This window comes from Curtobacterium sp. Arg-1 (assembly GCF_025643395.1).
In the GTDB taxonomy this organism is placed as follows: domain Bacteria; phylum Actinomycetota; class Actinomycetes; order Actinomycetales; family Microbacteriaceae; genus Curtobacterium; species Curtobacterium poinsettiae.
Genome location: NZ_CP095731.1, coordinates 1,564,913 through 1,590,164, shown reverse-complemented (window position 1 = coordinate 1,590,164; position 25,252 = coordinate 1,564,913). Strand labels below are relative to the sequence as shown.

General features: G+C 70.9%; 23 protein-coding genes and 2 tRNA genes. 4 read left to right on the top strand and 21 right to left on the bottom strand.

The genetic code is table 11. The annotated features are described in order from the left end of the window. Positions 1 to 49 precede the first annotated feature (49 nt). Positions 50 to 298: an acyl carrier protein gene (locus MXD64_RS07630; RefSeq protein ID WP_017886710.1), complete on the top strand. Its 249-nt coding sequence runs from the start codon at positions 50 to 52 to the stop codon at positions 296 to 298. A gap of 87 nt (positions 299 to 385) precedes the next feature. Then, positions 386 to 1,630, top strand: a complete 1,245-nt coding sequence (locus tag MXD64_RS07625) for a beta-ketoacyl-[acyl-carrier-protein] synthase family protein (RefSeq protein WP_017886709.1) — start codon at positions 386 to 388, stop codon at positions 1,628 to 1,630. Between the two features lie 222 nt (positions 1,631 to 1,852). Here MXD64_RS07625 and MXD64_RS07620 read toward each other — a convergent pair whose 3' ends face one another. The 6 genes from MXD64_RS07620 to MXD64_RS07595 form a co-directional block, all read right to left on the bottom strand. Next, positions 1,853 to 2,353, bottom strand: a complete 501-nt coding sequence (locus MXD64_RS07620) for a DUF3145 domain-containing protein (protein WP_031259468.1) — start codon at positions 2,351 to 2,353, stop codon at positions 1,853 to 1,855. 158 nt (positions 2,354 to 2,511) lie between these two features. Next, positions 2,512 to 3,351, bottom strand: a complete 840-nt coding sequence (locus MXD64_RS07615) for a DUF1684 domain-containing protein (RefSeq protein ID WP_263137349.1) — start codon at positions 3,349 to 3,351, stop codon at positions 2,512 to 2,514. Next, positions 3,348 to 4,472: an AI-2E family transporter gene (locus MXD64_RS07610; protein WP_263137348.1), complete on the bottom strand. Its 1,125-nt coding sequence runs from the start codon at positions 4,470 to 4,472 to the stop codon at positions 3,348 to 3,350. Before MXD64_RS07610 ends, MXD64_RS07615 begins: the two co-directional genes overlap by 4 nt. Positions 4,473 to 4,479: 7 nt before the next feature. Beyond that, a tRNA-Ile gene (locus tag MXD64_RS07605) sits at positions 4,480 to 4,554 on the bottom strand. Between the two features lie 13 nt (positions 4,555 to 4,567). Continuing rightward, a complete protein-coding gene (locus tag MXD64_RS07600; protein WP_056068311.1) occupies positions 4,568 to 5,779 on the bottom strand; it encodes a glycosyltransferase in 1,212 nt (403 codons plus the stop codon). 131 nt (positions 5,780 to 5,910) lie between these two features. Continuing rightward, the gene (locus tag MXD64_RS07595; protein WP_017886704.1) at positions 5,911 to 6,825 is read right to left on the bottom strand and encodes a hypothetical protein; all 915 of its coding nucleotides are present in this window, start codon (positions 6,823 to 6,825) and stop codon (positions 5,911 to 5,913) included. Between the two features lie 39 nt (positions 6,826 to 6,864). Between MXD64_RS07595 and def the strand changes: the two genes are divergently transcribed. Then, a complete protein-coding gene (gene def / locus MXD64_RS07590; protein ID WP_017886703.1) occupies positions 6,865 to 7,440 on the top strand; it encodes a peptide deformylase in 576 nt (191 codons plus the stop codon). A 58-nt stretch (positions 7,441 to 7,498) separates the two neighbouring features. Here the strand turns inward: def and MXD64_RS07585 are convergent, their stop codons facing one another. From MXD64_RS07585 to dusB, 13 genes are all read right to left on the bottom strand, one after another. After that, positions 7,499 to 7,987: a hypothetical protein gene (locus tag MXD64_RS07585; protein ID WP_139179706.1), complete on the bottom strand. Its 489-nt coding sequence runs from the start codon at positions 7,985 to 7,987 to the stop codon at positions 7,499 to 7,501. A gap of 51 nt (positions 7,988 to 8,038) precedes the next feature. Then, positions 8,039 to 8,749, bottom strand: coding sequence for a pentapeptide repeat-containing protein (locus MXD64_RS07580; protein WP_262117457.1), 711 nt, complete (start codon positions 8,747 to 8,749; stop codon positions 8,039 to 8,041). Further along, positions 8,746 to 9,597, bottom strand: a complete 852-nt coding sequence (locus tag MXD64_RS07575; RefSeq protein WP_263137347.1) for a hypothetical protein — start codon at positions 9,595 to 9,597, stop codon at positions 8,746 to 8,748. Before MXD64_RS07575 ends, MXD64_RS07580 begins: the two co-directional genes overlap by 4 nt. A gap of 811 nt (positions 9,598 to 10,408) precedes the next feature. After that, positions 10,409 to 10,481, bottom strand: a tRNA-Asn gene (locus MXD64_RS07570). Between the two features lie 115 nt (positions 10,482 to 10,596). After that, positions 10,597 to 11,607 carry a D-isomer specific 2-hydroxyacid dehydrogenase family protein gene (locus MXD64_RS07565; RefSeq protein ID WP_017886699.1) on the bottom strand — a complete coding sequence of 337 codons (1,011 nt, stop codon included), beginning with the start codon at positions 11,605 to 11,607 and terminating at the stop codon, positions 10,597 to 10,599. Continuing rightward, on the bottom strand, positions 11,604 to 12,533 hold the full coding sequence (locus tag MXD64_RS07560) for an ATP-binding cassette domain-containing protein (protein WP_017886698.1): 930 nt from the start codon (positions 12,531 to 12,533) through the stop codon (positions 11,604 to 11,606). Before MXD64_RS07560 ends, MXD64_RS07565 begins: the two co-directional genes overlap by 4 nt. A 148-nt stretch (positions 12,534 to 12,681) precedes the next feature. Then, positions 12,682 to 14,379 (bottom strand): ABC transporter ATP-binding protein, encoded by a 1,698-nt coding sequence (locus tag MXD64_RS07555; RefSeq protein ID WP_017886697.1) that lies wholly within the window; start codon positions 14,377 to 14,379, stop codon positions 12,682 to 12,684. Beyond that, a complete protein-coding gene (locus MXD64_RS07550; RefSeq protein WP_042539014.1) occupies positions 14,376 to 15,455 on the bottom strand; it encodes an ABC transporter permease in 1,080 nt (359 codons plus the stop codon). The genes MXD64_RS07555 and MXD64_RS07550 overlap by 4 nt, the downstream gene beginning before the upstream one ends. A gap of 2 nt (positions 15,456 to 15,457) precedes the next feature. Continuing rightward, on the bottom strand, positions 15,458 to 16,534 hold the full coding sequence (locus MXD64_RS07545) for an ABC transporter permease (protein ID WP_082046916.1): 1,077 nt from the start codon (positions 16,532 to 16,534) through the stop codon (positions 15,458 to 15,460). A 117-nt stretch (positions 16,535 to 16,651) separates the two neighbouring features. Beyond that, positions 16,652 to 18,268: an ABC transporter substrate-binding protein gene (locus MXD64_RS07540; RefSeq protein WP_017886694.1), complete on the bottom strand. Its 1,617-nt coding sequence runs from the start codon at positions 18,266 to 18,268 to the stop codon at positions 16,652 to 16,654. A 1,027-nt stretch (positions 18,269 to 19,295) separates the two neighbouring features. After that, positions 19,296 to 21,212 (bottom strand): DNA primase, encoded by a 1,917-nt coding sequence (gene dnaG, locus MXD64_RS07535; RefSeq protein ID WP_017886693.1) that lies wholly within the window; start codon positions 21,210 to 21,212, stop codon positions 19,296 to 19,298. Positions 21,213 to 21,252: 40 nt separating this feature from the next. Next, entirely contained in the window at positions 21,253 to 22,554 is a 1,302-nt protein-coding gene (locus tag MXD64_RS07530; RefSeq protein ID WP_071251410.1) for a deoxyguanosinetriphosphate triphosphohydrolase, read from the bottom strand. Continuing rightward, the gene (gene dusB / locus MXD64_RS07525) at positions 22,551 to 23,717 is read right to left on the bottom strand and encodes a tRNA dihydrouridine synthase DusB (protein ID WP_017886691.1); all 1,167 of its coding nucleotides are present in this window, start codon (positions 23,715 to 23,717) and stop codon (positions 22,551 to 22,553) included. Before dusB ends, MXD64_RS07530 begins: the two co-directional genes overlap by 4 nt. Before the next feature lie 47 nt (positions 23,718 to 23,764). Between dusB and MXD64_RS07520 the strand changes: the two genes are divergently transcribed. Then, a complete protein-coding gene (locus MXD64_RS07520; protein ID WP_071251408.1) occupies positions 23,765 to 24,250 on the top strand; it encodes an aminoacyl-tRNA deacylase in 486 nt (161 codons plus the stop codon). 119 nt (positions 24,251 to 24,369) lie between these two features. Here the strand turns inward: MXD64_RS07520 and MXD64_RS07515 are convergent, their stop codons facing one another. After that, positions 24,370 to 24,507 (bottom strand): hypothetical protein, encoded by a 138-nt coding sequence (locus tag MXD64_RS07515; protein WP_262117451.1) that lies wholly within the window; start codon positions 24,505 to 24,507, stop codon positions 24,370 to 24,372. Continuing rightward, positions 24,504 to 25,238: a DsbA family oxidoreductase gene (locus MXD64_RS07510; protein ID WP_263137346.1), complete on the bottom strand. Its 735-nt coding sequence runs from the start codon at positions 25,236 to 25,238 to the stop codon at positions 24,504 to 24,506. Before MXD64_RS07510 ends, MXD64_RS07515 begins: the two co-directional genes overlap by 4 nt. Positions 25,239 to 25,252 lie beyond the last annotated feature (14 nt).

The window sequence follows — 25,252 nt, the reverse complement described above, 5'->3', positions numbered from 1 at the left end:
CCTAGGCTGGTCAACGGTCAAACGACACCCCCCTTCAAGGAGAACACTCATGGCCCTGTCCAACGAAGAAGTCCTCGCCGGCCTGGCCGAGCTGATCAACGACGAGACCGGTATCGCCACCGACACCGTCGCCGCCGACAAGTCCTTCACGGACGACCTCGACATCGACTCCATCTCGATGATGACCATCGTGGTCAACGCCGAGGAGAAGTTCGACGTGAAGATCCCGGACGAAGAGGTCAAGAACCTCAAGACCGTCGGCAACGCGGTCGACTACATCGTCAAGGCCCAGGCCTGACACGAGCTTCCTGAGCGCCGCGGCCCGCGGACCCCTGCGGGCCGCGGCGTTCATCTTGTTCACCCCAACGAAAGAACACGTCGTCCCATGACCAAGAAGACCGTCGTCGTCACCGGGATCGGTGCGATCTCACCCCTCGCCGCGACCGCCCCGGACACCTGGGACGCGCTGCTCGCCGGCAAGTCCGGCATCACCCGCATCGAGGACCCCCGCTACGCCGACCTCGAACTCCCCGTGGAGTTCGCCGGCCAGGCGCGCACCTTCCTCACCGACCAGCTCACCCGCCCCGAGTCGAAGCGCCTCGACCCCTCGTCGCAGCTGTCGCTCGTCGCAGCGCGCGAAGCATGGGCCGACGCCGGCATCGACGACGAGTCGGTCGTCCCCGAGCGCTTGATCGTCGACTGGGCAACGGGCATCGGTGGCGTGAACACGCTGCTCGACGCCTGGGACACCCTGCGCGAGAAGGGCCCGCGTCGCGTCCTGCCGATGACGGTCCCGATGCTCATGGCGAACGGTCCCGCCGCCGCCATCGAGATGGAGTTCGGCGCCCGTGGCGGCGCCCGCACCTACCTGTCGGCGTGTGCCTCGTCGACCGAGTCGCTGGCCGAGGCCTACCGGCACATCGCCGACGGCGACGCCGACATCGTCATCACCGGTGGCGCCGAGGCCGCGCTGCACCCGCTCCCGCTGGCCGCGTTCGCCGCCATGCAGGCCCTGTCGCGCCGCAACGACTCCCCCGAGACCGCGTCGCGCCCCTACGACGTCACGCGTGACGGCTTCGTCCTCGGTGACGGCGCCGCGGCGCTCATCCTCGAGTCGAAGGAGCACGCCGAGGCCCGCGGCGCGACCATCTACGCCGAGGTCGCCGGCTCCGGCATCACCTCGGACGCCTTCCACATCACCGCGCCGGACCCCGAGGGCAGCGCCGCCGCCCGTGCGGTCCTGCAGGCCCTCGAGCACGCCGACGCGAGCATCGAGGACGTCGTGCACGTCAACGCGCACGCCACCTCGACCCCCGTCGGGGACGTCGCCGAGTACCACGCGATGCGTCGGGTCTTCGGCGACCACCTGGACAACGTCGTGGTGTCGGCCACCAAGGCGTCCACGGGCCACCTGCTCGGTGGTGCCGGTGCGATCGAGGCGGTCTTCACCGTCCTCGCGCTGCACAACCGCGTCGCGCCGCCGACGATCAACCTGCACGACCAGGACCCGGAGATCGTCATGGACGTCGCCCGCGAACCGCGTGCGCTGCCCGAAGGCGACCTGCTCGCCGTCAGCAACTCGTTCGGCTTCGGCGGACACAACGCCGTGGTCGCGTTCCGCAGCGTCTAGTCACGGCAGCACCTGCCAGGAGGCCCGTCCCGCGTCATCGGGGCGGGCTTCCGTCGTTCCGGTGCCCGGGTCAGCCCCCCGTCCACACGCCGTCGTGTCGCTGCCGCGCCCTGGGAACGACGAGACGCCGCCGTATTCGGCGGCGTCTCGAGTCTGTGGCGGTGTCCGGGCGACACGCCGGCGTCCGGCGCACCCGACACGCCGGCGTGTGGCGAGTCCGGGTCAGCCGACGCGGTGCAGCCAGACGACCGGGTTGCCCTCGGCGGCGTGGCGGAAGGGCTCGAGCTCGTCGTCCCAGGCCTGCCCGAGGGCCAGTCGCAACTCACGGTGCAGTTCGAGGGCGTTGCTGCCCGCGACCTCCATCGCGTAGCGCACCCGGTCCTCGGGGATGACCATGTTGCCCGTGACGTCGGTCTGCGCGTAGAACACCCCGAGGTCGGGCGTGTGCATCCAGCGACCACCGTCCGAGGCGCTCGTCGGCTCCTCGGTGACCTCGTACCGCAGGTGCTCCCACCCGCGCAGGGCAGAGGCGATCGCGGCACCGGCACCGACCGCACCGGTCCACGTGAACTCGGTCCGACGCGCACCGTCCTGTGCGGGCTGGTCGAGCCACGAGAAGTTCACGGCGCGGTTCATCGCGCGACCTGCTGCCCATTCGACGTGCGGGCAGAGCGCGCGGGGTGAGGAGTGCACGTAGAGCACTCCTGTCGTCGTTCCGTTCACGGTTCCTCCGATACGTCAGGTGCGACTTCCCCATCGACCTGGTGCGGAGGATCCTGACCCGAGGGGCCACGGAACCATCGGTATGCGATTGTGATGTCCCGACGGGACACGCCCATTATGCAGCGCCACGCCTGGGAACGGCAAGGACCCGACCGGGTTCAGTGCAGGACGGCACCGCTCGCGTCGACCGGGTGCCGCTCCCCCGCCGTGATCGGCACGGGGACACGGTTCTCCTCCGGAGGGATCGGGCAGGCGTACTGGTACGAGAACGCGCACGGCGGCAGGACCAGCAGGTTCCAGTCGAGCTCGACCGTGGACTCGGCGCCGGGGTCGTCGAGGTACAGGAACCGACCCATCGAGTAGCTGCTGCTCGGGTCGTCCTCGGCCAGGGCACTCGTGGCGTCCTGCACGATGAGCTGCAGTCTCGCGACTCCGCGGAACGCGGCCGACCGGACAGCGACGAACCGCACCGTGGCGCCGTCCACGACGGTCTCGACGTGTCCGGCAACCGGCAGGGCGTCGCCGGCGGCGTCGCGGACGCTGCCACGGGCCTCCCGACCGTCGTCCACCAGCGGGACGTACGTGCCGGACGTCACCCGGTCGCCGGACCGCGCGAAGCGGGCGATGTGCGCGAACCGGGCGATCGCCTCGGACGACGGGTCCCAGACACGCAGGGTGTCGCTGGTGACGGTGCCGGCGAAGCCGTCCGGCAACGCGACGGTGGACGGGACGACGGCGGTGTCCCCCGCGACCAGCACCGTCCCGTCGACCGGCACGCCGTCCACGACGACGCCGTCGGACGCGTCGGCCGTGACGGTGAGTCCGCCGGGCGCCGGAGCCCAGGTGCCGGGGACCGGCCAGACCGGCTGCGGGTGGTCGACGTGTTGCGCGTTCACCAGGGCGAGCGGTCCGCGAGCACTGCGCGCCCAGCGGTCACGTTCGTCGACGTGCTCGGCGAAGGCGGCGACCGCGGCGGTCGCGCCGTCGCCGCGCGTCACGACTGTTCCTGGCGGGGGTAGATGACCTTCTGCACGATGATGATGGCCGACGCCGCGACGGGCAGGGCCACGAGCGCGCCGAGCACACCGCCGATGGTGCCGCCCGCGACGGCGGCGATGACCACGAGCGCACCGGGTACCTGGACTGCTCGCGACATGATGCGCGGCGAGATCAGGTAGGCCTCGACCTGCATGTACACCAGGTAGTAGATCGCCGCGGCGAGGGCGGTCGCCGGTGACGCGAAGAAGCAGAGCAACGAGATCACGATCGCGGCGGCCAACGTGCCGACGAGCGGGATGAGCGAACCGAGGAACGCGAACGACGCGAGCAGCACCGGCAGCGGCGCCCCGATGATGAGCAGGAAGAAGAAGCTGAGGATGCCGTTGATGAGCGCCTGGGACACCTGCCCGACGACGTAGCGACCGACCGCCTGCGTGATCTGCTCGCTCACGTCGATGAAGTTCTGACGACGCGACGCCGGGACGAACCGGTACGCCGCACGCTTCATGCCCCGCATCGACGCGAGGAAGTAGAGCATCAGGATGATGACGATGAGCGCCCCGGTGACACCGGACAGGATCCCGCTGCCGACCGCCAGGATCCCGCCGCCGACACTGAGCAGGTTGCCCGGCTTCTCGACGAAGGACTGCAGCGACTGCAGCGCGTGGTCGATGTCGAACGACCCGGCGAACTGCTTCGACAGGTCCTGCACCCACTGCTGCTGCGAGATGTCCTGCACGATCTCGGGGAAGTTCTGGATCAGGTTCGACGCCTGGTCCACCAGGATCGGCACCACCGCGAACACGATGCCGGCGAAGGCCCCGAGCACCCCGACCACGACGATCGTGATGGCCGCCCACCGCGGGATGATCCGCTCGAGGAACGACACGAGCGGGTCGATGCCGAGCGCCAGGAACAGCGCGACCCCGATGTAGACCAGGACCGTGCTCAGCTCGTTGATGATCGACCCGGCGAGCAGGGCGACGAGGACCCCGATGGCGCCCATGAACCCCAGCCGGAACGCGTTCACGCGCACGCCGGTACCGCCACGGGTCACCTCGAAGGTGACGTTCGGTGTCGGTGCGTGGTCGTCCTGCGACGTGTCGCGCTTCCTTGGCATGTGCACGTAGGGCGGGCGGGACTCGAACCCGCGGATCGTTCGGTTATGAGCCGACTGCCTTGACCAGCTTGGCTACCGCCCCTCGCCGGAGGCCCTCAGGCCACCGGCTCACCACGATACAGCGACTCGAACGTCGACAGCGTGCGGTTGATGTCGTGCGCCTCGATCATGGCCAGACTGCGTTCCCGCATCGCCACGTAGTCGGACTCCGGGGCGGTGAGCACCGTCGTGAGCTTCGCCGCCAGGTCGTCGACGTCGCCCGGGGCGAACAGGTACCCGTTGCCGTCGATCAGGTGCGGGAGCGCCATCGAGTCGGCGGCGACCACGGGGAGCCCGGACGCCATCCCCTCGAGCGAGGAGATGCTCTGCAGCTCGGCCGTCGACGGCATCGCGAACACCGTCGCGTTGGTCAGGGCCTCCTGCTTGCGCTCGTCCGAGACGAAGCCCAGGAACCGCACGCGGTCCTCGAGCCCGAGCTCCTTCGCCAGTGCGGTGAGCTTCGGGATCATCTCGCCGTCGCCGACGATGGTCAGGGTCGTGGCCAGCTCGGCCGGCAGCAGCGCCACGGCACGGACCAGGACGTCGAGGTTCTTCTCCGGGGCGACCCGGCCCACGAAGACGATGTCGTTGTTGACCGGGCGCCCCTCGCGCGCGACGTAGCGGGACGCGTCGATGCCGCACGAGATCGCCAGGACCTGCTGGCCGGCGATGGCCTTCCGCAGGTAGTCGGCGGCCAGGTTGGTCGGCGTCGTGATCGTGTCGGCCAGCCGGTAGGTCTTGGCGGCGTCGCTCCACGCGATCTTCAGCGCGAGGGGCAGCGTCCACTTGCCGAACGGCGTGTACTCGAGCAGGTTCTCCGGCATGAAGTGGTTCGTCGCGATGACCCGGATGCCGCGGTCGTTCGCCTCGTGCACGATGCCACGACCGATGACCACGTGCGACTGGATGTGCAGCACGTCGGGCTTGACCGCGTCGAGGATCGGGGCGGTCCACTTCCGGACGCTCCACGGCCACACGAAGCGCAGCCACGGGTGCAGCGGCCACTTGTACGACTTCAGGCGGTGCACGACGAGGGTGACGCCGTGGTGCTCCTCGTCGAAGGTGCCGTAGTGGCGGCTCGACGCCGGGGCCACGATGTGCACCTCGTGCCCGCGCTCGGCCAGTCCGACGGCGAGCTGCTCGGCGAAGGTCGCGGCGCCGTTGACGTCGGGGGCGAAGGTGTCCGCTGCGATCAGCACGCGCAGCGGTCGGTGACCGCCCGTCGCACCCGTCGGTCCGGCGGTGGCGGTGGTGGCGTCTCCTGACACGGCTGAGTTCGTCCTCTCGTGGGCGATGGCTGGTCGGCTGTGACGCTATCGCACCAGGATCGACGGTCGCGTCAGCCGCGCGGATGAGCGCCGCGACCACCGGGCGCCGAGCGCCGAGCGCGCCGCGGCCGTCAGGTCCGGGTCTGGGGGTGGTGCTTGGCGAGCAGGAACACCCCGGTGATGGCGATGCCCGCGGCGACCACGAACCCCGCCACCGCGAACCACGGCGCCCCCGTTGCCTCGCCGAGCACGATCACGCCGATGCCGACCGCGACGATCGGGTCGATGACGGTCAGCCCCGCGATCACCAGGTCGGCCGAGCCGCTGGAGTACGCGTTCTGCACGAAGTACCCGCCGAGCGACGCCGCGACGACCACGCCGACGATGGCGAGCACGGTCAACCAGTCGAAGGTGTGGTTCACGAACCGGTTCAGCACCACCTTGGCCAGCGTCGCCACGAAGCCGTAGAGCACGCCGGCGCCGACGATGTAGTACAGGGCGTTCCGGCGCTTGGCGACCAGGCGGAACGACACGAGCACCAGCACCAGCACGACCGCCAGGATCACCAGCACGGTGACGAGCTGCTGGCGGGTGATCGCGCTCTCGTGCCCGACGAACGCCGCGATCCCGACGAAGATGCCGACACCGATGATGCACGTCCACACGGCACGACGAGCACGACGGCCGAGCGGGATCCCCGACGCACGCGACGAGAACCACGTCGTGATCACCAGCGCCACGGCACCCAGCGGCTGCACGACGATCAGCGGCGCGAACGTGATGCTGATGAGCTGCAGCACCACCGCGATGCCGAGCATGAGCGTGCCGAGCACCCAGTAGCCGCTCGAGACGAGCCCCACCACGTGGCGGACGCTCAGCCCCTTCGACTGCCGACCGAGACGCGCTTCGACCCGCTGCACCCCACGGCTCTGGAACTGCGCCCCCAGCGACAGGAACACGGCACCGACCAGGGCCACCGGGATCATCAGCGCCTGGAACGGCGTGAGGTTGCTCACGGCGTCGGGCAGCTGGAGGTCCGTCGTCACGCGTCGAGGCTACCGTCCCCCGCCGGATAACCTGGGTGAATGGCCGTTCTCCCGATCCGCATCACCGGCGAACCCGTCCTGCACGAGCGTGCAGCCGAGGTCACCGCGTTCGATGACGACCTCCGTTCCCTCGTCGCCGACATGCTCGAGACCATGGACCTGGCACCGGGCGTCGGCCTGGCCGGACCGCAGGTGGGCGTCGGCAAGCGCCTGTTCGTGTACTCCTACACCGACGACGACGACGTGCTGCACCGGGGCGCCGCCGTGAACCCCGTCCTGTGGACCACGCCCCCGGTCCCCGAGTCCGTCGAGGAGCTCGACGAGGACGAGGAGTCCGAGGGCTGCCTGTCGATCCCGGGCGAGCGCTTCCCGCTCCGCCGCTCCGAGGGCGCCCTGCTGCGCGCCTCCGACGAGCACGGCACCCCGTTCGAGGTCGAGGCGCACGGCTGGCTGGCCCGCATCTTCCAGCACGAGTACGACCACCTGGACGGCTGGCTCTACGCCGACCGTCTCGTGCACCCCTACGGCAAGCAGGTCGCCAAGGCGATCCGCAAGAGCAGCTGGGGCGGCCCCGGCCAGTCCTGGCTGCCCGGTCGCGACCACCCCGAGGGCTGACGCCCGTCCCGCGGCCGTCGGTCGGTCGTGGGTCAGGCGGTCGGTCTGGAGGCCCGGGTCAGCCCCGGTACGCCGCCAGCGCGTCCCGCAGGCGGTCGGTCTCCGGGTGCCCCGGGCAGTACCGCAGGAGCCCCTCGGCCACGTGGGCACCGCGCTCGTCGGCGACCGCCGACGTCCACGGCGCCGAGTCGCGCACCGCGCAGGCGCTCGCGAGCTCGACCAGGGTCGCGTCACCGCGCGCCGCCGTCACCGCGGACTGCTGCTGGCTCGACGGCACCGAGCCGGTCAGCCGCTTCGCCGAGCAGTCGGCACGCGCGGCTTCCCACACCGCTGCGTAGGTCGTGTAGCTCGCGCGGTCAGCGCCGTCCCCGCCGCAGACGAACGCGAAGACGACCGGTGACGCGCCTGAACCCAGCCCGGTGTCCGAGCTCGTCGGGTCCTCGGACGCATCTGTGTCAGGGCCGACGCTGCTGCAGCCGGTGAGCACCGCCGTCACCGCCACGACGACGCCCAGCAGGGCGGATCGAGGGGAACGAGAACGGGGCACCTGTGAACGCTAACAGCATCCGCCGGGTACCAGCCGCACGAGCGACGTCGGTCAGGGTGTCGGGCCGGTGACCGTGATCGTCGCGCGCTGGTCGAGCCGACCACCGCGGTCGGCATCGGTGCTCATCCGGCAGCGCACCTGGGTGGTGCCGACCGGAGCCTGCACGTCCTGTCGGACGCAGCTCGTCGACGACACCCCGCGCGGCAGGTCGAGCCGGATGGGCACGGTCACCGGCTTGCCGTCGGGGCTCTGCAGCGTCCGGTCGGCGAGTTCCAGTGGCGTCCCCGTGACGGTCAGACCGGCCAGCTTCGCCTTGCTCAGGTCGATGCCGTCGATCTGCGCCCCGCTGATGTCGGCGACCGTCAGGTCCGCGCTGCCCAGGTCGGCGTCACGCAGGTCCGCCCCCCGCAGGTCCGCGCTGTACAGGTCGACACCACGCAGGTCCGCTCCGCGCAGGTTCGCCCCCTGCAGGTCGGCGCCGTAGAGCACGCTGTCACGCAGGTCCGAACCGCGCAGGTCCGCGCCGTGCAGGTCGGCCAGACGCAGGTCGACGGTGGCGAAGCGCACACCGGCGAGGTCCTGTTCCGGGCAGGTCGTCACGGCACCCGGCTCGGGCGCCGTGCGGACCGTGCACGAACCGATCTGGCGTTCCCCGGCGCTGGTCCCCCCGGTTCGCGCGAAGGCCGCGACGCCGATGACGACGAAGAACAGGATGGTCAGGGCAGCCACGACGACGCCGCGGAACCGTGCGGCGCGGTTCACGAGCGCACCCCCGTGAGCCACTGGGGCAGGACGTCGCGGGCCCAGCTCGAGTACCAGGCCGCCGAGTTGGCGTACGGGAAGAAGGCGCTGATCGGGTTGTAGAAGACGAAGAGCACGACGCCCACCACGATCACGACGACCCACGCCACGGTGGCCGCGCGTCCGTGCAGCCGTCGGATCCACGAGGCGAGACCGAGCAGCACCACGGCCGCGATCATCGGCAGCACCGGCAACAGGTAGCGGCCCGAGAACGCGAAGTCCTGCCGGAGGTTCACCGCGGTCGCGGCGTTGAAGCACAGCACCGCCACCGTGTAGGCGACGGGGACGGCTGCCAGCCACCACATGGCCGCGTTCCGGAGCACCCGGCGCATCTGGGTCACCGCGATCGCCACGGCACCGACGCTGGCGACGGCGCCGAACAGCACGACGGCGGTGTTCGGGCGCCAGGGCAGCGACGGACCCCAGAAGAAGAAGAGCGACCGGAAGTAGGTGGTGATCCACATCCAGAGGAAGGAGACCGGCCGGAACGGTTCGAGCGTGCCGGCGGCGACCTCGAGGTCGTGGGTCCGGACCGCGTTGTAGTTCCGACGGAAGATGCCGAAGTTCATGCACGCGTCGCGGCTGTGGATCTCGGCGCAGTCGGGGTTGAGTGCCCGGTAGACGAGCAGGTTCACACCGAAGCGCTCGAGCACCAGGGCGAGCAACGCGCCGCCGATCACCACCAGGACGACGGACCGCCACGGCCGTTCGCGGAAGCCCGAGACGGCTCGACGCACGGGGTGCCGGAGCCACGAGAAACCGTCGACGCGGTACCGGAACAGCACGGCGAAGAAGGCTCCGGCCAGCACGAGCGGCGCCTGGGAGTAGCTTGAACATGAGCGCCAGCATCGCGGTGACGACCAGCCACGCGAGCGTTCGCAGTCCACCGCCACGGGCGACCTTGACCGCGACGGCGGCGAAGAGGAAGAAGGCGGCCATCGACGGCGCGTCGTAACTGATGGTGGCGGCCTGCCAGGCGTAGCGGCCGGTGGAAGCGGTCACCACGGTGGCGAGCAGGCCGATCGCCGTCGGGACCCCGGCGTTCCGGAACATCGCACGGAGGGCGTACAGACCGGCGCCGGCAGCCAGGACGTCGATGCTCCGCAGCACCATCACGGTCTGTTCCAGGTGGAGCCCGAGCGCCTGCGTCCCCTTCGCCGGGAACGACATCAGGTAGTAGTAGAGGTACGCCGGGAAGCGCGTGACCTCGCCGAGCCACAGTTTCGACGCGTCGACGTCCTGCAGGAACGGGCCGGCGTTCCACGGGCGAGCCGCGTAGAGCATGATGTTGCCGATGTGCCGACGCTCGTCCGGGGCCGCCGAAGCAGGGACGTGGATCGTGACGGCGAACAGGAAGCCGACGAGCAGGAACGCCACGAGCACGACCACGAACGCGGTGCGGGAGGAGAGCACGCGGTTGGCCCGGTCCAGCAGACCCGTGGACCGGTCACCGGTCACACGTCCGGTGGCGGACTCGTGGGTCAACGACATCGAACAGTGGCCTTCCGTGGTTCTGGGTGCGCCCGCCCAGGCTAGCAGCGCGCCCCGCTGGGCCCGACGAGGGCATTCGGACCGTCGGGAACACAAAAGGTCCTCACCCCGAGGGGTGAGGACCTGTCGCTCCCCGAGTTGGACTCGAACCAACAACCTGCCGGTTAACAGCCGGCTGCTCTGCCAATTGAGCTATCGAGGATCACTGTCCGCTGGCGAATGACGTGCGAACAACGGGTAACAGCATAGCAGGACCCTGAGGCCCGCCACCGCATCGGACACGCCGCCCGGGCGCGCCGCGCGGTGGGCGCCCGGAGTCAGTACCCGGCGACCGGGTCGACGACGCCGACGAAGCCCTCGCCGGCACCCCCGAGGAAGGCGGTGGTGTTGAGCCGGACGCGCTCGGCGAGCAGGGGCGCGACCATCTCCGGGGTGTCGGCCTGGTGCGGGGTGATGACCGCGCCGGGCTCGGACCAGAGCGGGTGGCCGTCGGGCAGCGGCTCCGGGTCGGTGACGTCGAGTCCCGCCGCAGCGATCTCCCCGGCACGCAACGCGGCGACCAGGGCATCGGTGTCGACGAGTCCGCCGCGCGCGATGTTCACGAGCCGAGCGGACGGCTTCATGAGCCGGAACTGCCGCTCGCCGAAGAGCTTCGCGGTGCCCGAGGTCATCGCCGCCGCGATCATCACGACGTCGGCGTCGGGCAGGACCTGATCGAGTTCGTCGGTGGTGACGGTCCGAGCGGCTCCCGGTACGGGGTCGGGCGAGCGACGCACCACGGTGGCCTCGACGTCGAACGGCGCGAGCAGCCGGAGGTACTCGAGCGCGATCCCGCCGGCACCGATGACGACGACGTTCCGCCCGTACAGCGAGACGCCCTCGGGCTCGGTCGCCCACGACGACGCACGGGCACGCTGCTGCAGGACCCGCAGCGTGCCGAGGGTCAGTGCCAGTGCGTGCTCGGCGACGGGCTCCGCGTAGGCGCCCTTCGCCGAGGTGAACAGCACGCGGTCGCCGTGCTCCTGGATCAGGTGCGCGAAGGCGTCGACGCCGGCGAACGGCAGCTGGACCCAACCGACGCCGGGCACGGACGACAGGGCGTCGGCCAGGCCGGACGGGTCGTGGGGGTCGAGCCAGACGATCCCGCGGGTGTCGGCGTCGAGCGGCGCGACGGTCCCACCGGCCGCGGTGACGGCGTCCACGTGCAGGTCGGTCGGCTCGGGCAGCACGGCGACGGGACCGGCCTGCGGGGCCTCGACCGGCAGCGGCGCACCCGAGGTGGGGACGACGGCACGGTGGCCGCGCGGGCCCTGGGTCGGGGTGCTCATGCGTTCTCCTGACGGTCGGTGCGCGGGCCGGTGCCGGCGGCGAGCGGACGGCGCGGCGCGGACGAGCGGCGGGCCGTCGTCGGCGCCGGACGGCGCTTCACACCACGCGCCGCGGTCGACGCGAGGGTCTTCACGTAGGGGTCGACGGGGTTGTCGAGGACCTCGTCGAAGGTGCCGAGCCCGACGAGCCGGGCATCGGCCATCACGGCGACGCGGTCGGCCAGCGCACGGGCCTCGCGCAGGTCACTCGACACGACGACGGCGGAGAACTGTCGTCCGCGCTGCAGGGTCGCCAGGGCCTCGAGCACCGACTGCCGCACCAGGACGTCGACACCGCGCGCGGGCTCGTCGGCGACCAGCAGCTGGGGTTCGAGCACGAGCGCCTTCGCCAGCGCCACCCGCTGGCGCTGACCGCTCGAGAGCTCCCACGTGTTCAGGCGCATCGTCCCGAGCGGCAGGTGCACGGCGTCGAGCAGCCGAGCCACGATGAGCCCCGCTTCACGCCGGTCGAACCGGCGGTCGCGTGCGTAGATCGGTTCGGCCACGGCCTCGCCGACGGTCAGGTCCGGGCTGAGCCGGTCCGCGCCGTCCTGCGGCAGGTAGCCGATCCGGCCGCTCAGCCGTTCGAGCTTGCGCGACGAGGGACGCAGGCCCCGGGTCTTCTGCCCGAGCACGGTCAGCTCGCCGCCGACGATGTGCCGACGCAGCGCACCCTCGCCCTCGCCGTGGGATCCGAGCTGACCGGCGATGGCGGCGGCGAAGGTCGACTTGCCCGACCCCGACTCGCCGAGCAGGGCGAGGATCTCCCCCTGCCGCACCGACAGGCTCACGCCGTCGACGGCCCGGATGGACTCGCCCCCGCGTCCGCCCCGGTACTCGATCGACACGTCGTCCGCGACGACCGCCGGTCCGTTGACCGCGATCATGGGTCCCCTTCCACGCCGCCCCCTGGCGACGGTTCGCGACGGGCCGCCCTGGCAGGCCCGTCGTGCGTACAGCAGTGGAGGTGACCACCCTGGAGGCGCGGCGTTCGTCGACGACGTCGGCCGGGCCTCCCGGGTGGGTCACGTCGGGTCAGGACCCGACGTTCTCCAGTCGCTCCAGCGTACGCCGTCGCTCCGCCTGCTCCGCTGGGTCGGGCACCGGCAGCGACGCGAGGAGTCGCTGCGTGTACGGGTGCTGCGGGGCGCCGAGGACCTCGGCCGTCGTGCCCGTCTCGACCAGGTCGCCGCGGTAGAGCACGGCGATCCGGTCGGACAGCGCGCCCACGACCGCGAGGTCGTGGCTGATGAACAGCGACGCGAAGCCGAGGTCCTGCTGCAGTTCGAGGAAGAGCTCGAGCACCCGAGCCTGCACCGAGACGTCGAGCGCGCTCGTCGGCTCGTCGGCGATGAGCAGCTTCGGCCGGAGCGCCAGCGACCGGGCGAGCGACGCGCGCTGGCGCTGCCCACCGGAGAGCTCGTGCGGGTAGCGGTCGCCGTACGCTGCCGGCAGCTGGACGGCCTCGAGCAGCTCGTCGACCCGCTTGCGCGCGGCGCGGGGGCTCGAGACCTCCTTGTGCACGACCAGCGGCTCGGCGACGCACTCGGCGATCGTCAGCAGCGGGTTGAACGAGGTCGCCGGGTCCTGGAACACGAACCCGATGTCCTTGCGCAGGTGCTTGAAGTCGCGTTCGCGGTACCCGAGCATCTCCGCGCCGAGGACCGTGAGCGAGCCGCCCGTGACCTTCGTCAGACCGGCCATGGCGCGGCCGATGGTGGTCTTGCCCGAACCGGACTCCCCCACCAGGCCGAGGACCTCACCGGGACGGATCGCCAGGTCGACGCCCTTGACGGCCTTGAACGCCGGCGAGCCGAGCCGGCCGGGGTACTCGATCTCGAGCCCCTTCGCCTCGACCAGGGGCGTGACGTCCTCGGAGATCGCGGCACGCCGGGCCACCCCGGTCGACGCTTCGAGCCGCGGCACCGCTGCGAGCAGCCGCTTGGTGTAGTCGGCCTGCGGCGTCGCGAAGAGCGCCGTCGCCGTCGCCTCCTCGACGATCTCGCCCTGGTACATCACGGCGACGCGGTCGGCCAGGTCGGCGACGACGCCCATGTTGTGCGTGATGACGACGATCGCCGTGCCGAACTCGTCGCGGCACCGGCGCAGCAGGTCGAGGATCTCGGCCTGCACCGTGACGTCGAGCGCGGTCGTGGGCTCGTCGGCGATGATGACGCTCGGCTCCAGGGCAAGGGCGCTCGCGATCACCACGCGCTGCTTCTGCCCACCGGAGAACTGGTGCGGGTAGTGGTCGACGCGGGTCTCGGGGTCGGGGATCCCGACGCGACCGAGGTAGTCGATGGCCTTCGCCCGTGCTTCCTTCCTGGACACGCCGCCGTGGGCACGGAGCCCCTCGGCGATCTGCCACCCGACGGTGAAGACCGGGTTGAGCGCGGTCGACGGCTCCTGGAACACCATCGCCCCGGCCGTTCCGCGCAGGCTGCGGAGCTTCTGCGCGCCGACGCTCACCACGTCGGTGCCGTCGAGCAGCACCGCGCCGCCGAGTGTCGCCGTCTCCGGCATGAGCCGCAGCATGCTGCGGGCCGTGACGGACTTGCCGGAGCCGGACTCGCCGACCAGGGCGAGGACCTCGCCGGGGCGGACGTCGAGGCTGACGCCCTTGACCGCGTCGACGGCGCCGCCGTCGGTCGCGAAGGTGACCGTCAGGTCGTCGACGACGACGACGGGTTCGGTGGTGGTGTCGCCCGGTTGCAGGCGGGTGGTCGGGGTCATGCGCCCGTCCCTTCCGTGTCGTTCCGCGTGTCGGGCGCTGCGTCGGCGTCGGGCGATGCCTTGCCGTCGGGGGTGTGGCGCGCGTCGCGCGCTGCCTCGGTGCCGCGCGCGTCGCTCGTCGACACCAGCTGCTTCAGCCGTCGGCGTGCACGCAGGCGGGGGTCGGAGATGTCGTTCAGGCTCTCGCCGATGAAGGTCACGCCGAGCACGAGCACCACGATCGCGACACCCGGGTACACCCCGGTCCACCAGACGCCGCTCGCGACGTCGGAGAGCGCGCGGCTGAGGTCGTAGCCCCACTCGGCGCCGGACGTCGGGCCGATGCCGAACCCCAGGAAGCCGAGGCCGGCCAGGGTCAGGATCGCGTCGCTCGCGTTGAGCGTCAGGATGAGCGGCAGGGAACGCGTCGAGTTCCGCAGGACGTGGCGCGTCATGATGCGCCACGGGTTCGTGCCCATCACGCGCGCCGACTCGACGAAGGCGTCGTTCTTCAGCCGGACGGCCTCGGCACGGACCACGCGGAAGTACTGCGGCACGTAGACGACGGTGATCGAGATCGCCGCGGCGATGATGCCGCCCGAGTAGCTCGAGTTGCCGCCGGAGATCACGATGGACACGATGATCGCGAGCAGCAGCGACGGGAACGCGTAGATGGCGTCGGCCACGACCACCAGGACGCGGTCGAGCCAGCCGCCCAGGTACCCGGAGACCATGCCGAGCAGGACGCCGACGATGATCGAGACGATCACGGCGACGATGACGACGAGTACGGCCGTGCGGGCGCCGTAGAGCACACGGCTGAACACGTCGAAGCCGCCGACCGTGGTGCCCCAGATGTGCTCGGCGCTCGGTTCGCCAGTGCGGGGGAAGCTCTCGCCGTCCGCGCCCTGCAGCTGGCCGAAGCCGTACGGGGCGAGGAGCGGGGCGAACACCGCGACGAGCAGGTACAGGGCGCAGATGACGACGCCGACGATGAGCATCGCGCGCTGCCAGCCGGTGCTCTTGCGGAGCTGGACCACCACCGGGAGCCGCTTCCAGAGCGGCTCGTGGCGGTCGACGAGGGTGGTGTCGGCCATCGTCAGAACCTCACTCTCGGGTCGATCAGGGCGGCGACGACGTCGACGATGAAGTTGGTCACCGCGACGATCACCGCCAGCATCGCGACGATGCCCTGCACCGCGACGAAGTCACGGGCCGACAGGTACTGGTTGAGTTCGAAGCCCAGGCCGCGCCACCCGAAGGTCGTCTCGGTGAGCACCGAGCCGCCCAGGAGCATCGCGATCTGCAGCCCCATCACGGTGATGATCGGCACGAGCGCCGGACGGAACGCGTGGGTGCGCACCAAGCGCGACTCGCGCACACCGCGGGACCGGGCGGCGTCGACGTACTCGGAGCCGAGCGACCCGATCATGTTCGCGCGCACCAGGCGCAGGAAGATGCCGGCGGTGAGCAGGCCGAGCGTCAGCGCGGGCAGGACGGCGTGCTGGAGCACGTCACCGATGACCTCGGCGTTGCCGGTGCGGAGCGCGTCGACGATGTAGATCCCGCTCGCGCCGGGGATGCCGTCGAGGATGAGCGACACCCGGGTCGACGCGCGGTCGCCCAGGGGCAACCAGTCGAGCCACACCGAGAAGACGAGCTTGAGCAGCAGGCCGCCGAAGAACACCGGGGTGGCGTAGGTCAGGATCGCCAGCGCACGGAGCAGCACGTCCGGCCACTTGTCGCGGGTGTACGCGGCGAGCATGCCGAGCGGGATGCCGAGCACCAGCGCGACGATGAGCGCGTAGAACACGAGCTCCGCGGTCGCGCCGCCGTACGTGACGATGATGTCGGTGATCGGACGGTTGTCCGTCGACGAGGTGCCGAAGTCACCGCGCAGGATGTTGCCGAGGTACTCGAAGTACTGCACGAGCACCGGTCGGTCGTACCCGGCGGCGTGCAGGCGTTCCTGCAGCTGGCTCGGCGTGAGCCGGCCGCCGACCGACGCGGTGATCGGGTTCCCGATGACGCGCATCAGGAAGAACACGAGCGTCACCAGGATGAAGACGGTCGGGATGATGAGGAGGAACCTGACGAGGATGTACCGGCCGAGTCCGCCGCCACTGTTCTTGGCACTGCGTTGTGCCTGTGGCTTGGTGGGATCGGTGCCGTTCACGTCCTGCGTTGCCTCGGGAGTGCTGAGGGTCACGGGGTGGGTGCCTTTCGTCGCCGTTGCACAGGCACGCGGGCGTCCCTCGTGGGAACGCCCGCGGCCTGCACGTGGGGCTTGGTGCTACTTGCTCAGGGTGGCGTACCGGAACTTGAACGAGGCGTCGAGGGTCAGGCCCTTGACGTCCTTGCCGGCGACCGCGACGGACTTGCCCTGCAGCAGCGGCAGCGTCGAGATCTGGGTGGCCTCGCGTTCCTGGGCCTGCTCGATCAGGTCAGCACGCTTGTCCGGGTCGGACTCGGCCTGCTCCTTCGCGATGAGGTCCTGGATCTCCGGGTCGTCGTAGTGGTTCTGGACGAAGTTCTCCTTGGTGAAGAACGGCGACAGGTAGTTGTCGGCGTCGGAGAAGTCCGGGAACCAGCCGAGCTGGTAGACGGGGTAGGCGTCCTTGGTGCGCTCCTGGGCGTAGGTCGTGTAGACCGTCGACTGGATGTTGACGGTGAACAGGCCGGAGTCCTCGAGCTGCTGCTTGAGCAGCGCGTACTCGTCGTCCGACGCCGAACCGTAGTGGTCGGGCGCGTACTGGATGTCGAGCTGCACCTTGCCCGTGACGCCGGCGTCCGACAGTGTCTTCTTCGCCTTGGACACGTCTGCGCCGCCGTCGCCGTCGCCGTACATCTCCTTGAACGGCTGGACCGCGCCGGTCAGGCCGTCCGGGACCATCGAGTACAGCGGGGTGAAGGTGTCGTTGTAGACCTCCTTCGCGAGCTGGGCACGGTCGACGACGTCGGCAGCCGCCTGACGCACGGCCAGGGCCTTCGCCTCGTCGGCGTCGTCCTGCCCGGTGCCGAACGGCTGCGTCTTGAAGTTGAAGACCACGTAGCGGATCTCGCCGCCGGGGCCGTCGGTGACCTTGAGGGAGTCGTCTCCCCGCAGGTCAGAGATGTCGGTCGGCGTCAGGGAGCGGTACGCCACGTCGACGTCGCCCTTCTGCACGGCGAGCTTGAGGTCGGTCTCCTTGGTGTAGTAGCTGGCGGTGACCTCGTCGGTCTTCGCCTTGCCGAGCAGGCCGTCGTACTTCGGGTTCGTCTTGTACTGGATCGTGTCGTTCTCCTTGTAGGAGCTGATCTGGTACTGCCCGGCGAAGGCCTTGCCCTTGACGATGTCGTCGGCGCTGGTGAGCTTCGTGGCGCTGAAGACGTCCTCGTCGACGATCGGACCCGCGGGGCTCGAGAGCACCTGCGGCCAGGTCTGGTCGGCGTGGTCGAGGTTGAACACCACGGTGGTGTCGTCCGGGGTGTCGATGCTCTTGAGGTTGGCCAGCAGCGACTGCGGACCGTTCTCGTTGTTGATCTTCAGTTCGCGGTCGAACGAGAACTTCACGTCGCTCGACGTGAGCTTGTTGCCGTTGGCGAACTCGAGCCCGTCCTTGAGGGTGACCTCGTAGGTGGTCGGGTTCGTGAACTCCGCCTTCGTGGCGATGTCCGGCTCGACGTCCGGGCTCCCCACGGGTGTGTTCATCAGGAACGGGAACACCTGGTTCTGCACGGCGAAGGAGCCGTTGTCGTAGGAACCGGCCGGGTCGAGGGACGTGATCTTGTCCGTCGTCCCGATGCTCAGGCCGTTCAGTTCGGTGTCACTCACGCTGCTGCTCGCGCAGCCGGTCAGCACCAGCGCCGTCGCTGCTGCACCGGCGCCGAGCGCGATGCCGCGCTTGCCCCACTTGGTCACGGATGCCATGTCCGCTGCCTCTCTGGTCATGATTGCAAGAGTCCTGTGCCGGAGGGTGGAACGTCTGTGTGCCCGGCCAGGAACGCTCATTGGTATCACCCTGTCACGGAACAGAACGAACCGGGGGCGATTTGTTTACACCGCTGTAATGCACGGGCTGATCGCGTGATGCATGATTCCGCCGGAGTCGAGCGGCGCGTCACGCACGAAAGTTGCGCGGTGCAACCTGGGTGTTCGGGCGATCGAGGTCGCACGGACTGCCGGTTGTTGGTCCGTCGTGCACCGGTTCGCGCGACCTCGTCGAGGTGCCCGCCCCGCCCGGAGGCTCGTCCCCCTCCCGCCACGCCCCGCATCCCCGCCAACCGGTCACGACTCGCCACCCGCCCCGCCCCGCGCGGTCACGTCCCGTCGGCCGGACCCCGCCCAGCCGACGGTCTGCGACCACTCGACGCCTCACGCACGGCACGTCCTGACCACGCGCGGACCCCCCGGGGCCGCACGGACCGCCGCCCGCGGGCCCGCCGCACGACAGTTCACGCGCCCCCGGCGACGCACGCGCGCGTGTCGTGCGACCCCGCGCACCCCGCGCACCCCGGCCGGGAGGCCCGTCCCGGCGCCGCCGATTCCTCCCACCCCCGCCCACTGGTCACGACTCCCCGCCCGCCCCACCCCGCGCGGTCACGTCCCGTCTGCCGGACCCCGACCAGCCGACGGTCTGCGACCACTCGACGCACCACGAGCGGCACGTCCTGACCACGCCCCGCACCCCCGCCGACCGGTCACGACTCCCCGCCCGCCCCACCCCGCGCGGTCACATCCCGTCGGCCGGACCCCGACCAGCCGACGGTCTGCGACCACTCGACGCACCACGAGCGGCACGTCCTGACCACGCACGGACCCCCGGGGCCGCACGGACCGCCGCCCGCGGGCCCGCCGCACGACAGTTCACGCGCCCCCGGCGACGCACGCGCGGCGTGTCGTGCGACCGGACGCGGGCACGTCGGCTCACCCCGGCCACAAGCCGCGCGACGAGCGGCTAGGACGCCTCGGCGTCGGCGCGCAACCGCATCCGCTGCCCGTCGATGTCGACGAGCTGCCGCTGGATCTCGGCGCGACGCTCGGCCTGCTCGTGCGGGTCGGCACGCTGCAGCTGCCCCAGCAACGAGGCCTTGCGGGCGAGCAGGTCGCGCTCGACCAGGGCCACGACGATGCTCCGGCAGTACGCCGCCAGGTCCTCCGCGTTGCGCGCTGGGATCGGCGCGAGAGCGAGCTCGTGGGTCAGGGTGCGCAGCGGCGCGGGCACGTCGGCGAGCAGCCGGTCGAGCCAGTCCCCCGCACCGATGACGTCGACGTTCGCGACGACGGCGTCCCGCACCGCGGCGAGCATCGGGGTCGAGAACGTGGCCGACGCAGCGAGTCCGAGCATCGGTGCCCCGACGGACGTGGGCTGCTGCACCATCGCCATCACGGCGTCGCGCTCCATGCGGCTGATGGGGTCGTTCGGCAGCGAGCGGATCCCGGCGACGGGCTCGTCGGGGGTGTCGGCTGCGTCGGTGCCGGTTCCGGCACGGCCGTCGCGCCCCGAGCCTGCGGACCGGTCGTCCTGCCCGGACCCCGCACGGCGTCGGGCGGTCTCGACCGACCGACGGACCTCGGGGATCTCCATGCCGAGCCACCCGGCGAGTTCGCGCACGTAGCCCTGCGTCAGCGAGCGGTCACGGATACCGGCGAGCACGGGCGCGGCCGCACGCAGGGCACCGACGCGCCCCTCGACGGTCTCGAGGTCGTGGCCGTCCAGGGTGCGGCGGATCATGAACTCGAACATCGGGCGCTTGTTCGTGACCAGTCGGCGGATGGCGTCGTCACCGCGCGCCAACCGGAGGTCGCACGGGTCGAGTCCGCCGGGCGCGACGGCGACGTAGGTCTGCGCCGCGAAGCGCTGTTCCTCCGCGAAGGCACGCGAGGCGGCACGCTGCCCGGCTTCGTCCGGGTCGAACGTGAACACGACCTCGCCGTTGGCGTTCGGGTCGGCGCCCGCCAGGTCACCGAGCATCGGCCGCAGCACCTTGATGTGGTCGACCCCGAACGACGTGCCGCAGGTGGCGACCGCGGTCGTGACGCCCGCGACGTGGCAGGCCATCACGTCGGTGTAGCCCTCGACGATGACGACCTGTTTCTGCTTCGAGATGTCGCGGCGGGCGAGGTCGAGCCCGTAGAGCACCTGGCTCTTGTGGTAGATCGGGGTCTCGGGCGTGTTGAGGTACTTGGGGCCCTTGTCGTCCTCGAGCAGGCGGCGCGCGCCGAACCCGATGGTGGCTCCGGTGACGTCGCGGATCGGCCACATCAGGCGCCCGCGGAACCGGTCGTACGGCGAGCGGTCGCCCTGGCTGACGAGACCGCCGGAGACGAGTTCTTCCATCGTGAAGCCGCGCCCGCGCAGGTGGTCCTTGAGCATGTCGTAGGACTTCGGGGCGAAGCCGACGCCGAAGTGCTGGGCGGCCGAGGGGTCGAACCCGCGCTCCCCCAGGAACCGGCGGGCGGGGTCGGCGGCAGCCGTGGTGAGCTGCCCCGTGAAGTACTCGAGCGCGGCTTCGTTCGCGGCGATCAGCCGTGCGCGGGTGTTGTAGTCGGTGCGCGGCCCGTCGCCCTCTTCGTAGTGCAGGGTGTAGCCGATCTTCGCGGCCATGCGCTCGACGGCCTCGGCGAAGGTGGTGTGGTCCTGCGCCATGATGAAGCTGAAGACGTCGCCGTCCTCGCCACAACCGAAGCAGTGGTAGCGGCCGACCTGGGGCCGGACGTGGAACGACGGGGAGCGTTCGTCGTGGAAGGGGCAGAGGCCCTTCATCGACCCGACGCCCGCGTGCTTCAGCGTGACGTAGTCGCCCACGACGTCGGCGATGTTGACACGCGAGCGGACCTCGTCGATGTCGTTCCGCGCGATCCTGCCAGCCACCCCTCGATCCTAGTTCGTGGGACCGACGTCGGCGGACCGGTCAGACGGCGATGTGGACCGGTTCACGGTCACCCACCACCAGACGTCGGTGCCAGGCGAAGGCGCCCTGGTCGGTCAGGCTCGCGACCTGGTCGACGACGGCGCGCAGTCGGCCGGCGTCGTCGTCCGCGGCGTGCCAGTCGGCGGCGAACCCCGGCTCCAGGTCGGACGCACCGGTGGCCGCCAGTGCGTCGAGCAGTTCGGTGAGCACGCGGCGCTGGTCCTCGTACACGGGCTGACGGTCGCCCTGGGTCATCACGAAGGCCGCGACGATGCCCTTGAGCACCGCGATCTCCCCGATGATCTCGGGTGGGGTGACGACCGACGCGGCGAAGCGCACGAGCGACCCCGAGGCGTAGGACTCGCGGGTGGCGGCCGTCGCGGTGCGCGCGAAGCGTCCGATCAGCTGCGACGTCAGGTTCTTCAGGCGTGCGGCGTCACGGCGGGAGCCGTCGTACGCGGTCATCCACAGGGGCAACGCACGCAGGCGGTCGAACGCCTCGAGCAGCTCGTCGCGGCTCAGGTCGTCGCCGACCCAGGCGTGCATGGCGGTCACGATGTCGTTCTCGCCGACGCGGTCCCCCAGGGCCGCGACGTCGATGAACCCGGCGACGACGGCGTCCTCGAAGTCGTGCACGGAGTACGCGATGTCGTCGGCGAGGTCCATGACCTGCGCCTCGATGCACCGCTGACGACGCGGAGCACCGGCGCGGAGCCACTCGAAGGCGTCGTGGTCGTCGTCGTAGAAGCCGAACTTGGTGCGCCCGGACGACGACTCCGACACCCCCTGCGCAGCGGGCCACGGGTACTTGCAGCTGGCGTCCAACGATGCGCGGGTCAGGTTGAGCCCGAACGGACGGTCGACGTCGGCGCCGGCGCCGGGCCGGACGCCGTAGACCTTCGGCTCGAGCCGCGTGAGCAACCGGAGCGTCTGCGCGTTGCCCTCGAACCCACCGATGCCGCTCGCCCAGGCGTTCACCGCGGTCTCGCCGTTGTGCCCGAAGGGCGGGTGTCCGATGTCGTGCGCCAGGCAGGCGGTGTCGACCACGTCGGGGTCGAGCCCGAGCGAGTCGGCGAGCTCGCGACCGACCTGCGCGACCTCGAGCGAGTGGGTCAGCCGGTTGCGGGCGAAGTCGAGCCCCGCGGTCGGGCTGAGCACCTGGGTCTTGGCGGCCAGACGCCGGAGCGCGCTGGAGTGCAGCAGTCGGGCGCGGTCACGGGCGAAGTCCGAGCGGCGGTTGCCGTGCTCCTCGGGGAGCCAGCGCTCCGCGTCGGCCGGGCCGTACGAGGCGGTGGCGCTCATCCGCCGCTGTGGTGCAGTTCGGCGGCGGCCAGGACCTTGCGGAACTCGGAGTCGACGTCGCGGCTCTCGAGCCAGCGGTCGGGCAGGGCGGTGCGCTTGGGGTGACCGGCACGACCGCGCGGCCCCTCGGCGTCGGCACCCGGGTACGGCGCGTCGTGGTCGAGCTGGCCGAGGAAGTCGTCGATCTCCTGCAGGCTCGACGCCATCGCCAGGCCGGACCGGACGTCGCTGCCGATCGGGTACCCCTTGAAGTACCAGGCCACGTGCTTGCGGATGTCGCGGCAGGCGTGCTCTTCGTCGCCGAAGAACTCGACGAGCAGCTCGGCGTGCCGGCGGAACCCGTCGGCGACCTCGCCCAGGGACGGCATGTAGCGCAGGCCCTCGCCACGGAACGCCGCGGCCAGGTCGCCGAACAGCCACGGGCGGCCGAGGCAGCCACGCCCGACGACCACGCCGTCGGCGCCGGTCTCGTCGATCATCCGGAGGGCGTCGGCGGCCGACCAGATGTCCCCGTTGCCGAGGATCGGGATGTCGGTCACCGTCTCCTTCAGCGTGGCGATCGCCGACCAGTCGGCGTGCCCGGAGTAGTGCTCGTTCGCGGTGCGGGCGTGCAGCGAGACCGCGGCGACCCCGGCGTCACGCGCGATGCGGGCGGCGTCGAGGTAGGTCAGGTGGTCCTCGTCGATGCCCTTGCGCATCTTGACGGTGACGGGGACGTCGCCCGCGGCGCGCACGGTCTTGGTGACGAGTTCGCGGAACAGGTCGAGCTTCCAGGGCAGGGCCGCGCCGCCGCCCTTGCGGGTGACCTTGGGCACCGGGCACCCGAAGTTCAGGTCGATGTGGTCGGCACGGTCCTCGCCCACCAGGATCGACGCCGCTTCGGCCACGGTGTTCGGCTCGACGCCGTACAGCTGGATCGACCGCGGGGTCTCGGACTCGTGGTGCTGGATGAGCTGCATCGACACGGGGGTGCGTTCGACGAGCGCCCGCGAGGTGATCATCTCGCACACGTAGAGCCCGGCGCCGTACTCGCGGCACAGCCGGCGGTACGCCATGTTCGTGATCCCGGCCATCGGCGCGAGCACGACCGGCACGTCGACCTCGATCGGGCCGATGCGCAGGGGGCCGCCGACTCGCGAGGCGGGTGCTTGTGTGATCGTCATACCTGACCCATCTTCCCACGTCGGTGCGCGCCGGTAGCGTTCTCCACATGACGACCGACGCCAGCACCCGGTTCGACGCCGACGCCCAGGCCCGCCGCCTGCCGGTCGAGGTGGTCGAGCGCCCGGCCGCGGACTCCCTGCACCAGGCCGCCGAACTGCTCGGCATCGAACCCGGCGACATCGTCAAGACCCTGGTGGTGAAGCGCCACGACGGCGGGTTCCTGCTCGCCCTGGTGCCGGGCGGGCGCAGCATCGCCTGGAAGAAGCTGCGCACCGTCGTCGGGGTCAACAAGCTCTCGATGCCCGACGCTGCCACCGCGCTCGGCGCGTCCGGCTACGAACGCGGGACCATCACGCCGATCGGCGCCACGGGTGACCTGCCGGTGTACGCCGACGAGCGCATCGTCGGACGCAGGGTCGCCCTGGGCGCCGGACGCCACGGCGCGAGCGCCTTCGTGGACGCGGACGCACTCGTCGCCGCCTACGGCGCGACCGTCGCGGACATCACCGACGAAGAACCGCAGCGCGACTGATCGGCCTGGCGACCGACGGATCGCGCCCCCGCACAGCCGTCGCGCCCCGCAGGGTCGGGGCGCAACGACCGCACGGGGGCGCGGGACCACCGGCGCGCGACGCGCGACCGACGGAAGCGTCAGTCCGGCACCTCGGTCCAGTCGCCCTCGGCACCGGCGAACGATCCGGCGTCGATCAGGCACGAATCACCGTCGCAGACCGGCGCACCGCCGGCCGTGACCAGCGTGAGCAGGCCGGGGCGCGTCGCGTCCGTCATCGGGTCGCCGCCACGTCCGCGCTCGCGTCGTCCGCAGCGCGCTCGGCCGCCGAGGCGACCTCCTCCGGCGTGGTCTCGCGGAGCGCGACCACCTGGCGGAGCACCTGCTCGAACGCCGAGGGGTCCTGGGCACCGGAGACGCCGTACTTGCCGTCGATCACGAAGAACGGCACGCCGTTGATCCCGTAGGCCTGCGCCTGGGCCTGGTCGGCACGGACGGCGGCGAGCTGGGCGTCGTCGCGCAGGGTGCTGAGGACCTCGTCGCGGTCCAGGCCGATCTCCGCCGCCAGGTCGGCCAGCGAGGACTCCTGGCCGACGTGCTCGCCGCGCTCGAAGTAGGCGGTGAACAGGCGCTCGACCATCTCGAGCTGCTTGCCGTGCTGCTTGGCGAGGTGGATGACCTGGTGGGCCTTCACGGTGTTGGTGTGGTGCATCGCCTCGAAGTCGTAGTCGAGCCCGACGCCCGCGGCGATCGCCGTGACCTGGTCGAGCATCTGCTGCGCCTGCTCGACGGGCATGCCCTTGTGGCTCGACAGGAACTCGGCCTCGGTGCCCTCGAAGTCGACGGGGGTGTCCGGGCTGAGCTCGAAGGAGTGGTACTCGACCTCGACCGGGCGGCCGTCCGCCGAGGCGCCGAACGCGGCGACGCCGGCCTCGAACTTGCGCTTGCCGATGTAGCACCAGGGGCAGGCGATGTCCGACCAGACATCGACCTTCACGGAGTCGTTCATGCTGATCCCAACGC